This is a genomic window from Mesorhizobium sp. M4B.F.Ca.ET.203.01.1.1 (genome assembly GCF_004791025.1).
Lineage (GTDB): Bacteria > Pseudomonadota > Alphaproteobacteria > Rhizobiales > Rhizobiaceae > Mesorhizobium > Mesorhizobium abyssinicae.
Genome location: NZ_SRUO01000001.1, coordinates 229,066 through 243,822 on the forward strand (window position 1 = coordinate 229,066; position 14,757 = coordinate 243,822).

Annotated in this window: 12 protein-coding genes; 4 read left to right on the plus strand and 8 right to left on the minus strand. The window is 66.2% G+C overall.

Translation table 11 applies throughout. From position 1 onward, the window contains the following. Positions 1–105: 105 nt before the first annotated feature. The 6 genes from EN846_RS01080 to EN846_RS01105 form a co-directional block, all read right to left on the minus strand. Positions 106–1,221 carry a DUF1513 domain-containing protein gene (locus tag EN846_RS01080; protein WP_127390853.1) on the minus strand — a complete coding sequence of 372 codons (1,116 nt, stop codon included), beginning with the start codon at positions 1,219–1,221 and terminating at the stop codon, positions 106–108. Positions 1,222–1,224: 3 nt separating this feature from the next. Then, the gene (locus EN846_RS01085) at positions 1,225–2,304 is read right to left on the minus strand and encodes an imelysin family protein (protein ID WP_127390854.1); all 1,080 of its coding nucleotides are present in this window, start codon (positions 2,302–2,304) and stop codon (positions 1,225–1,227) included. Beyond that, positions 2,304–3,914, minus strand: coding sequence for a di-heme oxidoredictase family protein (locus EN846_RS01090; RefSeq protein WP_128346020.1), 1,611 nt, complete (start codon positions 3,912–3,914; stop codon positions 2,304–2,306). Before EN846_RS01090 ends, EN846_RS01085 begins: the two co-directional genes overlap by 1 nt. Before the next feature lie 12 nt (positions 3,915–3,926). Further along, positions 3,927–4,412 (minus strand): bacterioferritin, encoded by a 486-nt coding sequence (gene bfr, locus EN846_RS01095; RefSeq protein WP_126056685.1) that lies wholly within the window; start codon positions 4,410–4,412, stop codon positions 3,927–3,929. Continuing rightward, positions 4,378–4,689, minus strand: a complete 312-nt coding sequence (locus EN846_RS01100) for a (2Fe-2S)-binding protein (protein ID WP_126056686.1) — start codon at positions 4,687–4,689, stop codon at positions 4,378–4,380. Before EN846_RS01100 ends, bfr begins: the two co-directional genes overlap by 35 nt. A gap of 109 nt (positions 4,690–4,798) precedes the next feature. After that, positions 4,799–6,088, minus strand: coding sequence for an imelysin family protein (locus EN846_RS01105; RefSeq protein ID WP_127390857.1), 1,290 nt, complete (start codon positions 6,086–6,088; stop codon positions 4,799–4,801). 435 nt (positions 6,089–6,523) lie between these two features. Here EN846_RS01105 and EN846_RS01110 point away from each other — a divergent pair, with 435 nt between their 5' ends. Further along, the gene (locus EN846_RS01110) at positions 6,524–7,774 is read left to right on the plus strand and encodes an FAD-dependent oxidoreductase (protein ID WP_127390858.1); all 1,251 of its coding nucleotides are present in this window, start codon (positions 6,524–6,526) and stop codon (positions 7,772–7,774) included. 107 nt (positions 7,775–7,881) lie between these two features. Here EN846_RS01110 and EN846_RS01115 read toward each other — a convergent pair whose 3' ends face one another. Together EN846_RS01115 and EN846_RS35730 are read right to left on the minus strand one after the other, a co-directional pair. After that, entirely contained in the window at positions 7,882–9,159 is a 1,278-nt protein-coding gene (locus tag EN846_RS01115) for a 4-aminobutyrate--2-oxoglutarate transaminase (RefSeq protein WP_127390855.1), read from the minus strand. 91 nt (positions 9,160–9,250) lie between these two features. Continuing rightward, positions 9,251–9,577, minus strand: a complete 327-nt coding sequence (locus EN846_RS35730) for a hypothetical protein (protein WP_245478460.1) — start codon at positions 9,575–9,577, stop codon at positions 9,251–9,253. On the opposite strand from EN846_RS35730, the gene EN846_RS01120 reads away from it, so the two are divergent. The 3 genes from EN846_RS01120 to EN846_RS01130 are packed head-to-tail and all read left to right on the plus strand — an operon-like array spanning position 9,576 to position 14,739. Next, positions 9,576–10,559, plus strand: a complete 984-nt coding sequence (locus EN846_RS01120) for an efflux RND transporter periplasmic adaptor subunit (protein WP_245493268.1) — start codon at positions 9,576–9,578, stop codon at positions 10,557–10,559. The two genes, EN846_RS35730 and EN846_RS01120, sit on opposite strands and share 2 nt — an antisense overlap. After that, positions 10,556–11,638: an efflux RND transporter periplasmic adaptor subunit gene (locus tag EN846_RS01125; protein ID WP_128346022.1), complete on the plus strand. Its 1,083-nt coding sequence runs from the start codon at positions 10,556–10,558 to the stop codon at positions 11,636–11,638. Before EN846_RS01120 ends, EN846_RS01125 begins: the two co-directional genes overlap by 4 nt. Continuing rightward, on the plus strand, positions 11,635–14,739 hold the full coding sequence (locus EN846_RS01130; protein WP_128346023.1) for an efflux RND transporter permease subunit: 3,105 nt from the start codon (positions 11,635–11,637) through the stop codon (positions 14,737–14,739). The genes EN846_RS01125 and EN846_RS01130 overlap by 4 nt, the downstream gene beginning before the upstream one ends. The last annotated feature ends 18 nt before the right edge of the window (positions 14,740–14,757 follow it).

The window sequence follows — 14,757 nt, forward strand, 5'->3', positions numbered from 1 at the left end:
TCCCTGTGCCCGCCACGGCCCGTCCCCGCAAGGGGCAAGGTGGATATTTGTTATGCGGCTTGGCATGGCCAGGGTCGGGAACGTCCCTTCAACGATTCGCGGTGGCTACGCCGGCTCTGCGATGCGCAGCATGTGATTGTCCCAGACATAGTCGGGCTCGGAGCGCCTGGCGCCATTGTCCTCGACGATCTCGCCGGCGCCTGTGCTGGCGATGAAACCGGTGCCGTCGGGCGCCAGGCCGCAGACCTCGACCAGCGCCGTGGTGGCGACGACGTCGCCGCTGGCGGCGTCGATGACGGCGAGCGAGTTGCCCTCAGGCGAGGTGACGGCGACCGTGCCGGCAGCCGGATTGGCGGCGACCGAGCCGATATAGTTGCGGAAGCCCGCGAGCACGTCCTGCGGCATGTCGAGCAACTGCAGGTCCTTGCCGCGCGCCGCGCGGCCGATCAGCAGCGGCCGGTCGGCCGCCGGGCCGCGATACTGGCAGCCGAACCAGACCGTGCCGGCCTGGTCGCAATCCATGTGGCGGATCGACAGCTGGTGGAGCGCCGACGGCAATTCGTGCTTTTCGATCAGATCGCCGGTGATGCGGTCGACCAGCACATAGGACGGTTTCATGGTGGCGATGTTGAGCTCGGCGCGGCCGTAGTCCGGATGGGTCTCGATGCCGCCATTGGCGACCGCGATCGTCCGGCCATCGCCGAGCAGAAGCAACTCATGCGGCCCCATGCCGTAGGTCGGGAATTCGCCGATGCGCTTGAAGCCCGAGCGCGCGTCATAGACGCCGACGACGCCGGCGGCATTGTCGAAATCATTCTCGGTGGCATAGAGCAGAGCGCCGTCGGGCGAGAAGACGCCGTGGCCGAAGAAATGCCGTCCGGCGACGCTGGCGATGGTCAGCGGCTTGTCGCGGCCGGTGTGGTCGAACACCACGGCAAAGGTGCCGGGCTGCCGGGCAAAGACCACAGAGCGCTTCGAGACCGGGTCGAAGGTGACGTCGTGGCCACGGTCGGGCAGGTCGATCGCATGCAGCACATCGCCTGCCTCGGACAGCACGGCGGCGCCATAGCTGCCGTCGCGCTTGACGAAGGCGGTGGCGAAGACCGCGTCGGCATCAAGCGTCTTCGCCCAGGCACGCGGCGTCATCGCCGCCATGAAGCCGGCGCCGGCGGCCCTCAGGAAATCGCGACGGTCGAGCAGCGGCGTGCGTACCGCAGTCATGGCTCAATCTCCGTCCAGGGACGAAAACCCGGCGGTGAGGCCGAACTCAGAGGTCAGCCTGGTGCCGATCAGGGTGGTCAGGCTGGAGGTGATAAGCGCGAAATGATCGAGCTTGCCGCGCAGCACCGGATCGGCGAGCGCCTTGTCGATCGGACCGGTGACGGATTTGGCGGTCGCGACGCCGTTGGCGAGCTGGATGTGGATGGACTCGGCCATCCATTGCGCATCGGCCGGAAGCGCATCGCCAAGCTTCGAAGCCACGAACAGCGCATCGATACCGGACAAATTGCCGGCCAGGGAATTCGTCGTATTTTGCGAGCGCCAATAGATCGCCTGCCTGGGCTTGTCGCCTTCCGGCTTGCCGCCCAGGAACCCTTTGAGGCGCACGTCGCGGACCATCTCCAGCTCGTTGATGAAGTCGCCGACAAGTTCGGTCACAGCTTCGGTGCCGTCGCGGTAGAGCGGGTTCTGCGGTCCCGGATTGGCCCAGAGTGCTGCAAATCCGTCGGGCTTCCTCCAGGCCTCGTCAACCTCGGCGGCCATGGTTTCGATATTGCCTGCGACGGCCGCGCCATAGCCGCAGCGATAGGGATCGTCCTTACCGGCAAGAGCGTCGCCGCCGTCGCCGTAAAGCACGAACTCGAGCGCGCCGAGTCCCTGCATGGCGACGCTCTTGCCCGCCAGCTGCGCCGGATCGCTGGCGGTTGAGTCCTTGCCGGCCAATGCCGCCTGCACCTGCTTCAGGCCGATACCCTTGCGGTCCGGCCAGTAGAGCATGCGCTCCAGCCGGTTGTTCTCCTTGATCGGCCCGAAAGCGATGATTTCAGCCGATGACCAGGCTTCGACCGTGGCCGAAAACTCGGCACGCGCCGCCTCGAGGCCGCTTTGCGACGGCGCATCGCAGAGCGCCCGCACGGCCTTGGTCAAGCTGCCGGCATGGTCGCGCAGGTTGGCATAGGCAGGACGGATAAAACCATCGATCGCCCGCTGGATGACAGCGGAGGCCCTCACCTCAGCCGATGCCGGGGATGGGCCGACCATCGCCAGGGGAAGAAGGAGAGCAAACGCAAGACGCTTCGACATCACAGGGACTCCAGGAATTTGACCAGCGCATCGCGGTTCGCCGCATCGGCGGCGGCAAAGCGGTCGCGCGCCTTCTGCCCCTCGCCGCCATGCCAAAGGATCGCCTCGGCGAGGGTGCGGGCGCGCCCGTCATGCAAGAAGAACATATTGCCGTTGACCGTTCCGGTCAGGCCGATGCCCCACAGCGGCGGTGTGCGCCATTCGCTGCCGGTCGCGTCGCCGACAGCCTGTCCATCGGCGAGACCCGGCCCCATGTCGTGCAGCAGGAAGTCGGAATAGGGCCAGATCAGCTGGAAGGCCTGCGCCTTGTTGGGCGTGCCGCGCAACGTGACGAATTTCGGCGTGTGGCAGGAAATGCAGCCCATCTCGTAGAACTGCTTCTTGCCGGCGAGCACCTGGCTGTCGTCGATGTCGCGCCGGGCCGGCACGGCGAGGTTCTGCGAATAGAAGGTGACGAGGTCCATCACCGGCGGCGGCGCCTCGACCGGGCCGAGCCGCTGCTGCACGCCGTTCGGCATGGCCAAGCAGGCCTTTTCGGCCGCGGTGCAGTCGCCCCAATGCTTCGGCGCCTCCGGCGTCGAGATGCCGATGTCGCCGGCGAAAGCGTCCGCCGCCTGCTCGCGAATGGACGGCGTCTCAGCCTTCCAGCCGAAGCGGCCGAGCGTGAGCCCGCCGCTGGCGCCATCGCCCACGATGTTGGGACGGCCGGAAATGCCGTCGCCATCGCGGTCATCCGGATCGGCGCGGGCGAGGATGTCGGCGGGCGCGATCTGCTCGATCAGGCCGAGGCCGATCATCGGCGGCGTCAGGCGCGGCGACAGCGTGGTACGCGGATCGAGCTGACCGTAGCCGAGGCCGTCGACGGAATAGCCCGGCTTGCGCAGTGAGACCACGGAGCCGCCGGCGAGCGTCACCTTCTCTTCCTGGTAGTCGACGCGCATGCGGCCTTCGCCCTTGAGGCCGGGAACCGCCAGCCCCTGCAATTGCGAGCCGTAGACCGGATCGGGGAAGTTCCGCAACTTGCGGGCGGCAAGCTCGGCTCTCTCTTCCTCGTTGCTTGCATCGCGCGCCAGGCGCAGGAACATCGAGGTGGTGCCGGCGCCGCCTTCCGGCGGCCGCCCGCGGCCGTCCTTCAGATGGCAGTTCTGGCAGGCGCGCTCGTTGAACAGCGGCCCAAGGCCGTCCGATGCCTGGGTCGAGGAGGGTGAGGACACCCAGTTCTTGCGGAAAAGCGCATTGCCGAGCCTGAAGGTGCCTTCTTCCTCGAAGGTGATGTTGGCGGAGGGCTGCGAGAAGGCGTCGCGGCTGACGTCCTTGCGCGACGTGCCGGCGCCACCCTGCATCAGCTCGAACGGCTCGGGTTTGGAGAAATCCGCGGTTGGCCTGGTGACGGCGATGACACGCGCCAGGTCCTTCGGCGCCAGATCGCTGCGCGCGGTGGCAAGGCCCGCGGGCAGCGGGTCTCCAGCCAGCGCCGAAGCGGTGGCCACCACGGCGGGAATGAAAGAAAGCCCGCGAACCAGCCAGGCCAGCGAGCTTTTCCTGGAAAGCGAGGAAGGCGAGCCTTCGGCCCGCAGCGAGCGGCGCTGGAAATCTAGGCGGCGCCGCATTCCCGCATGTCCTTACTCCGCCTCGTTGGCCGAGTCGGCATTGAGCTGGCCGTATTTCTCCTCGCCGATCGAGGCGAGCAGGTCGAGCTGCGTCTCGAGGAAGTCGATGTGACCTTCCTCGTCGGCAAGCAGTTCCTCGAACAGTTTCATCGACACGTAGTCGCCGGCCTCCTGGCAGATCTCGCGCGAACGCTTGTAGGCGGTGCGCGCGTCATACTCGCCGGCAAGATCGGATTCGAGCACTTCCTTCACGTTCTGGCCGATGCGCAGCGGCGCAACTGACTGAAGGTTCGGATGCCCCTCGAGGAAGATGATGCGGGCCACCAGCCGGTCGGCATGCTGCATTTCCTCGATCGATTCCGCCCGTTCCTTCTTCGCCAGCTTGGTGTAGCCCCAGTCCTCGAGCAGCCGGTAATGGACCCAGTACTGATTGACGGCGCCCAGCTCCAGAAACAGGGCTTCGTTAAGCCGCTCGATGACCTGCGGTTCGCCTTTCATGGGTTCTGCTCCCGTATTGGCCGCGCAAGCCTCTGACGCGGTCCAGGTGTGAAACGATGTCGGCGCCGCTCGCCTCCGAACGGGCGTGGTAGTGCTCGGTGACCCGAATGATCGTTTCCACCACATTTGGGAAGCAGCCGCAACAGCGACCGCGCTTGCGCATGGCATGGTAGACTTTCGCCGGCACGATCAGCTGCCAGGGATCCTCATCCAGCAGGCCGACGATCGTCTGCTCGATCTCCTTCTCAGTGATGATGTTGCAATGGCAGATCAGCATTCACTTGCCCTGGCTGACGGCGCCGCTCCGGCGCCGTTTGGCTTGTTTCTCATTCGAGCATGATCTTGTCCAAAAACCGACTACCCCTTTTGGGGATCATGCTCGCGCCTTACTTGAACACCTTGTCCGGCGCGTCGAGGCTGTCGGAACCTTCGAAGGCGATGTCGTTGAGCTTCAGGGAGCCGACGGCGCGCTCGATCGACTTGGTCTGGTCGATCAGCGCATCGATCGCCGCCTGCACGGTGGCGTTGCCTTCGGCGTTGCCCTCGGCGATCTGCTGGTCATAGGCCTCGCCGGCGCGCGCGCGCGCCTTTATCGCCTCCATCCTGGCGACGGAGACGTCGAGCTTGTCCGACAGTTCCTTGCCGATCGCCGGGTCGGCGGCCTTGACCATGTCGGACACGGAAGGTCCGGAAACCACCGTGCCGTCGAGCCGCGTGTAGCTGGCATGGTAGGCGGCGCGGATGCCGACGGCGTCATAGAGGTGCGAGTTGTAGGTGTTGTCAGAGAAGCAGTCGTGCTCCTCTTCCGGATCATGCAGCAGCAGGCCGAGCTTCATGCGCTCGCCGGCGAGTTCGCCATAGGACAGCGAGCCCATGCCGGTGAAGATGGTCGAGATGCCGGCATTGGCGTCGCCATCGACCAGGTTCTTGCGGGCAGCGCCGCCTTCCTTCCAGTTGTCGACCATCTCCTGCAGGTCGGAGACCAAAAGGTCGCTCGCCGACTTCAGATATTCAGCGCGGCGGTTGCAATTGCCGCCGGTGCAGTTGGCGAGGTCATAGTCCGTGTAGGGTCGCTCGCCGGCGCCGGGACCGGTGCCGTGCAGATCCTGGCCCCAGAGCAAGAACTCGATGGCGTGATAGCCGGTCGCGACATTGGCCTCGACGCCGCCAGCCTCCTGCAGCGTGCCGGACAGGAATTCCGGCGTCAGCTTCGAGGCGTCGACCTTCTTGCCGTCGATCTCGATCTCCTTGTTGGCGATCACGTTGGCGGTATAGAGCGAATTGGTGTCGGACTCGCTGCCGTAGCTCTTGGCGACATAGTCGATCAGGCCTTCGTCCAGCGGCCAGGAATTCACCTTGCCTTCCCAGTCGTCGACGATCTTGTTGCCGAAGCGGTAGACCTCGGTCTGCTGGTAGGGAACGCGCGATGCCTTCCAGGCTTCGCGGGCGGCGTTCAGCGTCTCCGCCGACGGCTTGGCGAGCAGCGCGTCGACGGCCTTGTCGAGCGCCTGCGCGGTGGTCAGCGAATCCTCGTATTTGGCGAGCGCGATGTCGGCATAGGTCTTGATGACCGCCTTGGCGTCGGTTGCGGCCTTGGCCGGCAGCACGAACACCGCAGCGGTCAGCGCGGCAGTCGCGCAGATAGCAGCGAGCCTGCCGCCATTACGTGCTGTCATCATCGTTCTCCAGTTCCTTGGGAATTCGCTAAAGGGCGCGCGTGCCAGCCCGCGCCGAGGCATGGGCATGCCGCCGGGCACAACATGGACCGCGCCGTTGCGCGGCTCGTGGAAGAAAGACACCGAAATGCCTCCAATCGAAAGGGTTCAAGGCCCAGACATCAAAGGGATGCGCTCGTCGCGCGAGCCCCCATAAAGCGGCGAAGGGGTTGGAAGTCAACAGGCCTATCCAAGAAAATTCAATTGAAACAACTGTTTAGAATAATTCTAAACTGTAACTATCAACTTTAAGCCTTTGCCGACGCGACGTAATCGTGGAATGCGGCGATTGACAGGTGACCATTCCGGGTGCGACCCGGACCGGGGCGATTGCGGCGGCGGCAGACAATCGCCACCTGGCGGAAGATCCTAGATTTGAACGCAAAAAGGGCTGCGATGAAGAACGGGGTGGTCATTGTTGGTGCGGGTCACGCTGGCGTGCAAGCGGCGGCGAGCCTGCGCGAGGAAGGTTACGACGGCCCGGTCATCCTGATCGGCGACGAGAGCGAACTGCCCTACCACAAGCCGCCGCTGTCGAAGACCTTCATCAAGGACCCGAACGCAAAGCCGCAGCCCCTGCGCGGCGAAGCCTTCTATTCGGGCAGCGCCATCGACTACCGGCCGGGCGTCCGCATCGAGGCCATCGATGCCGGCGCCCGGAGGCTGGACCTATCGGGCGGCGGATCGCTCGCCTTCGATCACCTTGTCCTGGCGACCGGCGCCCGGCCGCGCCTGCTCAAGCTGCAAGGCTCGGAGCTTTCCGGCGTGGTGTCGCTGCGATCGCTGGCCGATGCGCGGCTGATCCGCGAGTTCAGCGCCCAAAGCGAGGATGTCGTCATCCTCGGCGGCGGCTTCATCGGCCTCGAGATCGCCGCCACGCTCAGGGCGGCAGGGCGCAATGTCACCGTCGTCGAAGCCGTCGACCGGCTGCTCGGGCGGGCGGTGGCGCCGGTCATCGCCAGTCATGTCAGGCAGCGCCTGGAAGCGATCGGCGTGCGGATTCTTACCGGCACCACCGTTGCCGGCCTGGAAGGCGAAGGCGGCCGTGTCTCGGCCGCGATCACATCCGGCGGCGAAAGGCTGCCGGCGCAGATGGTCATCATCGGCATCGGCGTGGTGCCGAATGTCGAACTGGCCGAGTCCGCCGGCATCGCGATCGCCAACGGCATCCGCGTCGACCAGCAGATGCGCAGCTCGGTACCGGATATCCTCGCCATCGGCGACGCCGCCTCCTACCGGCACTGGTTCACCGGCGCCGATGTGCGGCTGGAATCGGTGCAGAACGCCACCGACCAGGCGCGGCTTGCCGCGCGCACCATCCTTAACCACGCGGACGCCTATTCGGCAGTACCCTGGTTCTGGTCGGATATCGGCGACATGAAGCTGCAGATGGTCGGGCTGACCTCGGGCGGCGACAGCCATGTGGTGCTGGGCGACCTGGCCGAGAACAAGTTCTCGATCTACCACTATGCGGGCAGCCGGCTGCTCGGCATCGAATCCGTCAACCGCCCCGGCGACCATATGCTTGGCCGCAAGATGCTCGGCGCCGGCTTCTCGCCGACGCCGCAGGCCGTTGCCGGCGGGCCCGATGCGCTGAAGGCGGCGCTTGCCGCCTTCCAGGAGGAGCCCGCCAGGGCTGCAGGCTAGACGCTCCAACCTCTCCCCGTGGAAGGGTCGCTGCGAAGCGACGGGGGGCATCAGCCCCACCCGGACCTTCGGTCCGACCTCCCCACAAGGGGGAGGCAGGGTTGGCGCTACGCGGCGCGCGCCTCGCGGATCGAGCTTTCCAGAATGTCGAGCGCCTCGTTCATGACGCTATCCTGGATGGTGATCGGCGACAGGAAGCGGATGACGTTGCCGTAGACGCCGCAGGTGAGCAGGATCAGGCCCTTGTCGAGCGCCTTGAGGCGCACCGCATTGGCGATTTCGGCCGAAGGCAGGCCCTTTTTCACATCGTTGAACTCGACCGCGTTCATGAAGCCGGGCCCCCTGATGTCGACGATCTCCGGCACGTCCTCGCGGATCGACTGCAGCCGCTGCTTCAGCCTGCTGCCCAGCGCATTGGCGCGGTCGCAAAGCTTTTCCTCCTCGATGACGTCGAGCACGGCGTTGGCGGCGGCGACGCCGATCGGGCTGCCGCCATAGGTGCCGCCGAGTCCGCCGGGGCCGGGCGCATCCATGATTTCGGCGCGTCCGGTGACCGCCGACAGCGGGAAACCGCCGGCCAGGCTCTTGGCCATCGTGGTGATATCGGGCGCCACCTCATGATGGTCCATGGCGAACATCTTGCCGGTACGGGCAAAACCGGTCTGCACCTCGTCGGCGATCAGCAAAATGCCGTGCTGGTCGCAGACCTTGCGCAGCGCGGTCATGAAATCACGGGGCGCCTCGTAGAAACCGCCCTCGCCCTGCACCGGCTCGACGATGATGGCGGCAACGCGGGCGGGATCGACATCGGCCTTGAACAGCCTGTCGAGGGCGGCGAGCGAATCGGCGACCGTGACGCCATGCAGCGCCACCGGGAACGGCGCGTGGAAGACATCGGCCGGCATGGCGCCGAAGCCGACCTTGTAGGGCACCACCTTGCCGGTCAGCGCCATGCCCATGAAGGTGCGGCCGTGGAAGCCGCCGGAAAAGGCGATGACGGCCGGGCGGCCAGTGGCGTTGCGGGCGATCTTGACCGCATTCTCGACCGCCTCGGCGCCAGTGGTGACGAAGATCGTCTTCTTGTCGAACTTGCCGGGCAGCAGGCCGTTCAGTCGTTCGGCCAGCCTGACATAGCTCTCATAGGGCACGACCTGGTGGCAGGTGTGAGTGAAGCGGTCGAGCTGCGCCTTGACCGCCTCGATCACCTTGGGGTGGCGGTGGCCGGTGTTGACGACGGCGATGCCGGACGCGAAGTCGATGTAGCGGCGTCCCTCGACATCCCAGATTTCCGAGTTCTCGGCGCGATCGGCATAGATCTGCGTGGTCATGCCGACGCCGCGCGAGATCGACTGGTTCTTGCGTTCGGAAATGGCTGAATTTTTCATCTCATCCCTCATCGGGCCATCCCTCGTCGAGACTAGGCCCGTTCTCGTTTGATGCCGTTGGCACCCGTTCTCGCCTTATTTAGCGTTTTCCTCAAGTCGGCACCATCGCCGGGCAATTGGGCCTGCTCGGCACGGTCGCTTGAACATAACCAGTCCGCCCCTGCGGCAGGACAGAGGTTTTCTTTTTTCGGAGATCGACTATCCTCGCGATCGTCCGCGGCGCCTGCCGTACCGGAGCGGCCCGCGCGGTTGAGGGAACCATGAGCAGGAACGCGACGCCTTCCGTCCGGCCGCTTCCGGTCAACGCCTTAAAACTGTTTTCTTTTCCTGGTTCCACGATGCTCGCCTGCGCCCTGGCGGCGCTGTCGCTCGCTGGGTGCCAGAAGCAGGAGGCAGCGGCAAAGAAATTGCCGATCATGGTGCGCGCCGAAACGGTCAGGATCGCCGACTACGCGCCACGCACCTCGCTGACCGGCGTGATCGCCGCGCGCACGCTGAACAACCTGTCTTTCCGGGTCGGCGGCCGGATCGCCGAGCGGCTCGTCGACGTCGGCCAGCATGTCGACAAGGACGCGGTGCTGGCCCGCATCGATCCGCAGGAGCAGGAATCCGACCTGCGCTCGGCGCAGGCCGATCTCGATGCCGCGCAGGCGCAGTTGACGCAGGCCGCCGCCGCCTTCGAGCGCCAGAAGACCTTGCTCGGCCAGGGTTTCACGACGCGGCGCGACTATGACACGGCCGACCAGACGCTGAAGGTGGCGCAAGGCAGCGTCGATGCCGCGCAGAGCGCCTTCGCGAATGCCAAGGAGAACCTGTCCTTCACCGAGCTCAAGGCCGGCGCGGCGGGCTTCATCACCGCCCGCCAGGTCGAAGCCGGGCAAGTGGTGCAGGCGGCGCAGACCGTCTTCACCATCGCCGAGGACGGCGATCGCGACGCGGTGTTCAACGTCCAGGAAACGCTGGTCGCGCGGACGCCGCAAACGCCGGCGGTGACGATCACGCTGTTGTCCGACCCGCAGGTCAGGGCGATCGGCAAGGTGCGCGAGATCTCGCCGGCGGTCGATCCGGCCTCGGGATCGATACGGGTCAAGGTCGCGATTCCCGACACGCCCGCCGCCATGCCGCTGGGCGCGGCCGTGATCGGCTCGGCCAGCGCCAAGCCGATCAAGGCGATCCTGCTGCCCTGGCAGGCGCTGACCTCGACCGACGGCAAGCCGGCGGTCTGGGTGGTAGACCCATCGACCAAGGCGGCGACGACGACGCCGGTCGTGGTGCTGGCCTTCGATTCCGGTGTGGTCGTCATCAGCAGAGGGCTTGAGGCAGGCCAGAGTGTCGTCACCAATGGCGGCCAGTTGCTCAGCCCCGGACAGGCGATCGAGATCGCGGGAGCAGGCCAATGAAGCGGCTGCCGCCCGTGCTTGTGCCGGTCCTGCTGTTGCTTGCGCCGCTCGCCGGCTGCTCGCAATCGGAAGACAAGCCGCCCGAGATCATCCGGCCAGTGCTGTCGGTGGTGATCGAGCCGCGCACCATCCAGACCTTCGGCTTCGCCGGCTCGATCGAGCCGCAAGTCAGCGCCGACCTCTCCTTCCGCCTGCTCGGCCGCGTCGTCGCCCGCGACGTCAAGGTCGGCGACATCGTCACCAAGGGCACGACGATCGCAGCCCTCGACCCGACGGCGCTGGAGCTTGCGGTGCAGGCGGCCAAGGCCGAGCTTTCCAACGCCGAGGCGCAGTTCGCCAACGCCGCCGCCAGCGAGGAGCGCCAGCGCCAGCTGCTGGCCGCCGCCAACACCTCGCAGGCCGTCTTCGATGCCGCCCAGCAGGCGCGCAAAGCGGCCGAGGCCGGCGTCGAGCGGGCCAAGGCCTCGCTTGCCAAATCGCAGGAGCAGCTCGGCTATGCGCGCCTGTTCTCGGATTTCGACGGTGTCGTCACCGCCGTCGGCGCCGAGGTCGGCCAGACCGTGTCGCCGGGTCAGACGGTGGTCACCGTGGCGCGCTCGGACCTGCGCGAAGCGGTGGTCGACATCCCCGACCAGCTGACCGGCGACCTCGCCGCCGGCACGCCGTTCGAGGTCATCCTGCAATCGCTGCCGACCATCCAGACCGAGGCTAAGCTGCGCGAGATGGCGCCGCAGGCCGAGGGCTCGACCCGCACCCGCCGCGTCCGCCTGACGCTGACCGATCCGCCGGTAGCGTTCCGGCTCGGCTCGACGGTGACGGCGACACGCATGACCAAGGTCACACCGACGATCGAACTGCCGCTGTCGGCGCTGCTCGAGAAGGACGGGGCCGCCAAGGTCTGGATCGTCGACCCGAAGACGTCGAGCGTCAGCGCGCGCGAGATCAAAGTGGCTGCCAAGGGCGCCGCCACCTTCACGGTCAGCGAAGGGCTCGAGGCCGGCATGCGCGTCGTCACCGCCGGCGTCCACAGTCTCGCCGAAGGACAGCTGGTCAAGCTACAAGAAGGGGGAGCCATATGAAGGGCTTCAACCTCTCCGACTGGGCGCTCAACCATCGCTCGCTGGTGTGGTACTTCATGCTGGTCTTCGTCGCGGCCGGCGTGTCCGCCTATCTGAACCTAGGCCGCGAGGAAGATCCCGCCTTCACCATCAAGACCATGCTGATCCAGGCCAATTGGCCCGGCGCCTCCGTCAACGAGACGGTGATGCAGGTGACGGATCGCATCGAGAAGAAGCTCGAGGAGCTCGACAGCCTCGACTATACCAAATCCGTCACCACCGCCGGCAAGACCGTCATCTTCGTCAACCTGAAGGACACCACCAAGGCGCGCGATGTCGTGCCGACGTGGATTCAGGTGCGCAACATGGTCAACGACATCTGGCCGCAATTCCCGCAGGGCGTGGTCGGGCCGTTCTTCAACGACCGTTTCGGCGACGTTTTCGGCAACATCTACGCCTTCACCGCCGACGGGCTGACGCCGCGCCAGCTGCGCGATTATGTCGAGGATGTCCGCACCAAGATCCTGACCGTGCCGAACGCCGGCAAGGTCGACCTTGTCGGCGCCCAGGACGAGGCGATCTACCTCGAATTCTCGAGCCGCCAGATCGCGGCGCTCGGCCTCAACCAGCAGGCGATCGTGGCGAGCCTGCAGGCGCAAAACGCCATCACGCCGTCCGGCGTCATCCAGTCCGGACCGGAGCGCATCAGCGTGCGCGTCGGCGGCCAGTTCACCTCGGAAGAGAGCCTGCGCGCCATCAACCTGCGCGTCAACGACCGCTTCTTCCGGCTGAGCGACGTGGCGACGATCAGGCGCGGCTATGTCGACCCGCCGACGTCGCTGTTCCGCTTCAACGGCCAGGACGCCATCGCGCTCGCCATCGGCATGAAACCCAACGCCAATCTGCTGCAATTCGGCGAGGCCTTGCACGAGGAGATGAATAAGGTGCTGGCCGACCTGCCGGTCGGCGTCGGCGTGCATCTGGTCGCCGACCAGCCGGTGATCGTCGAGGAAGCGGTGTCGGGCTTCACCCGCGCCCTGTTCGAGGCGGTGGCCATCGTGCTTGCGGTGTCCTTCATCAGCCTCGGCATGCGCGCCGGCTTCGTCGTGGCGCTGTCGATCCCGCTGGTGCTCGCCATCACCTTCACCGTCATGGCCTATCTCGGCATCTCGCTGCAGCGTATCTCGCTGGGCGCACTGATCATCGCGCTCGGCCTGCTGGTCGACGACGCCATGATCGCGGTCGAGATGATGGTGGCGCGGCTGGAGGTCGGCGACAACCTGCGCAAGGCGGCGACCTACGTCTACACCTCGACCGCCTTCCCGATGCTGACCGGCACGCTGGTGACGGTCGCCGGCTTCATCCCGATCGGCCTCAACAACAGCGCCGCCGGCGAATACACCTTCACGCTGTTCGTCGTCATCGCCGTGTCGCTGCTGGTGTCATGGATCGTGGCGGTGCTGTTCGCGCCGCTGCTCGGCGTCACCATCCTGCCGGCGACGATGAAGGCCAAGCATCACGACCAGCCCGGACGCTTCACCTCGATGTTCCGGCGCGTGCTCGTCCTTTCGGTTCGCCGGCACTGGCTGACCATCATCGCGACGGTGCTGCTGTTCGCCGCCTCCATCGCCGGCTTCGGCCTCGTCCAGCAGCAGTTCTTCCCGCCGTCCGACCGGCCGGAGCTGATCGTCGACTGGAACCTGCCGCAGAATTCGTCGATCACCGAGACGCGCGACCAGATGGAGCGCTTCGAAGGGCGCGCGCTGGTCGGCAATCCCGACATCGACCATTTCTCATCCTATATCGGCCAGGGCGCGGTGCGCTTCCTGCTGGCCTATGACGTGCAGCCGGCCAATCCCTATTTCGGCCAGACGGTCATCGTCACCAAGAGCATCGAGGCGCGCAACCGGGTCAAGCCGGCGCTGGAAAAGCTGCTGCGCGAGGAGTTCGTCGGCACCGATGCCTTCGTCAAGCCGCTCGAGCTCGGGCCGCCGGTCGGGCGCCCGGTGCAGTACCGTGTCGGCGGTCCCGACATCCAGACGGTGCGGGACCTGGCGCAGGAGTTCGCCGGCATCATTTCCGCCAACCCGCAGCTGGCGGCGCCCACTTTCGACTGGAACGAGCCGCAGCGTATGCTGAGGGTCGACGTGCTGCAGGACAAGGCGCGCCAGCTCGGCATCACCTCCTCCGACATCGCCAGCGCGCTGAACAGCACGGTCGGCGGCGCCACCATCACCCAGCTGCGCGACGCCACCTATCTGATCGATGTCGTGACGCGCTCGCGCGAGGCCGATCGCGGCTCGGTCGCAACACTGCAGAACATGCAATTGCCGACCGGGACCGGCGATGCCATCCCGCTCGCCGCGGTGGCCAACATCCGCTACGAGCTCGAGCAGCCGACAGTGTGGCGGCGTGACCGGATTCCGACCATAACCGTGCGCGCCGGCCTGGTCGGCGACGTGCTGCCGGCCACTGTCGTCAACGAGCTGAAGCCGTCGGTCGACGCGTTCATCGCCAAGCTGCCGCCGGGCTATTCGGTCGAGACAGCGGGCTCTGTCGAGGAAAGCGCCAAAAGCCAGGGGCCGATCGCGGCCGTCGTGCCGTTGATGCTGTTCGTCATGGCGACCATACTCATGGTGCAATTGCAAAGCTTCCAGCGCCTGTTCCTGGTCGTGGCGGTGGCGCCGCTCGGCCTGATCGGCGTGGTGGCGGCGCTGGTGCCGAGCGGCGCGCCGCTCGGCTTCGTCGCCATCCTCGGCGTGCTGGCGCTGATCGGCATCCTGATCCGCAACTCGGTGATCCTGATCGTGCAGATCGAGGACCTGGTCGCCGAAGGCAAGGACCGCTGGGCCGCCGTCATCGAGGCGACCGAGCACCGCATGCGGCCGATCGCGCTGACGGCAGCGGCGGCCAGCCTGGCGCTGATCCCGATCGCGCGCGAGGTGTTCTGGGGACCGATGGCCTATGCCATGATGGGCGGCATCATCGCCGGGACGGCGATCACGCTGCTGTTCCTGCCGGCGCTTTACGTGACGTGGTTCCGGATCAAGGAGCCGAAAGACCGGCGGCAAGACGGCGTGCATAGCGAGACGGTGTCAGAGAGTGGTGCGGCGCATTTGTGAGTCAAGTTGCGCGGCACA

Bases quoted from the DNA above. Each gene is read 5' to 3' on its own strand.
- EN846_RS01105 (WP_127390857.1), bottom strand. From the start codon at position 6,088: ATGACAGCACGTAATGGCGGCAGGCTCGCTGCTATCTGCGCGACTGCC.
- EN846_RS01085 (WP_127390854.1), bottom strand. From the start codon at position 2,304: ATGTCGAAGCGTCTTGCGTTTGCTCTCCTTCTTCCCCTGGCGATGGTC.
- EN846_RS01100 (WP_126056686.1), bottom strand. From the start codon at position 4,689: ATGCTGATCTGCCATTGCAACATCATCACTGAGAAGGAGATCGAGCAG.
- EN846_RS01080 (WP_127390853.1), bottom strand. From the start codon at position 1,221: ATGACTGCGGTACGCACGCCGCTGCTCGACCGTCGCGATTTCCTGAGG.
- EN846_RS01090 (WP_128346020.1), bottom strand. From the start codon at position 3,914: ATGCGGCGCCGCCTAGATTTCCAGCGCCGCTCGCTGCGGGCCGAAGGC.
- EN846_RS01125 (WP_128346022.1), top strand. From the start codon at position 10,556: ATGAAGCGGCTGCCGCCCGTGCTTGTGCCGGTCCTGCTGTTGCTTGCG.
- bfr (WP_126056685.1), bottom strand. From the start codon at position 4,412: ATGAAAGGCGAACCGCAGGTCATCGAGCGGCTTAACGAAGCCCTGTTT.
- EN846_RS01130 (WP_128346023.1), top strand. From the start codon at position 11,635: ATGAAGGGCTTCAACCTCTCCGACTGGGCGCTCAACCATCGCTCGCTG.
- EN846_RS01110 (WP_127390858.1), top strand. From the start codon at position 6,524: ATGAAGAACGGGGTGGTCATTGTTGGTGCGGGTCACGCTGGCGTGCAA.
- EN846_RS01115 (WP_127390855.1), bottom strand. From the start codon at position 9,159: ATGAAAAATTCAGCCATTTCCGAACGCAAGAACCAGTCGATCTCGCGC.
- EN846_RS01120 (WP_245493268.1), top strand. From the start codon at position 9,576: ATGGTGCGCGCCGAAACGGTCAGGATCGCCGACTACGCGCCACGCACC.
- EN846_RS35730 (WP_245478460.1), bottom strand. From the start codon at position 9,577: ATGATCGGCAATTTCTTTGCCGCTGCCTCCTGCTTCTGGCACCCAGCG.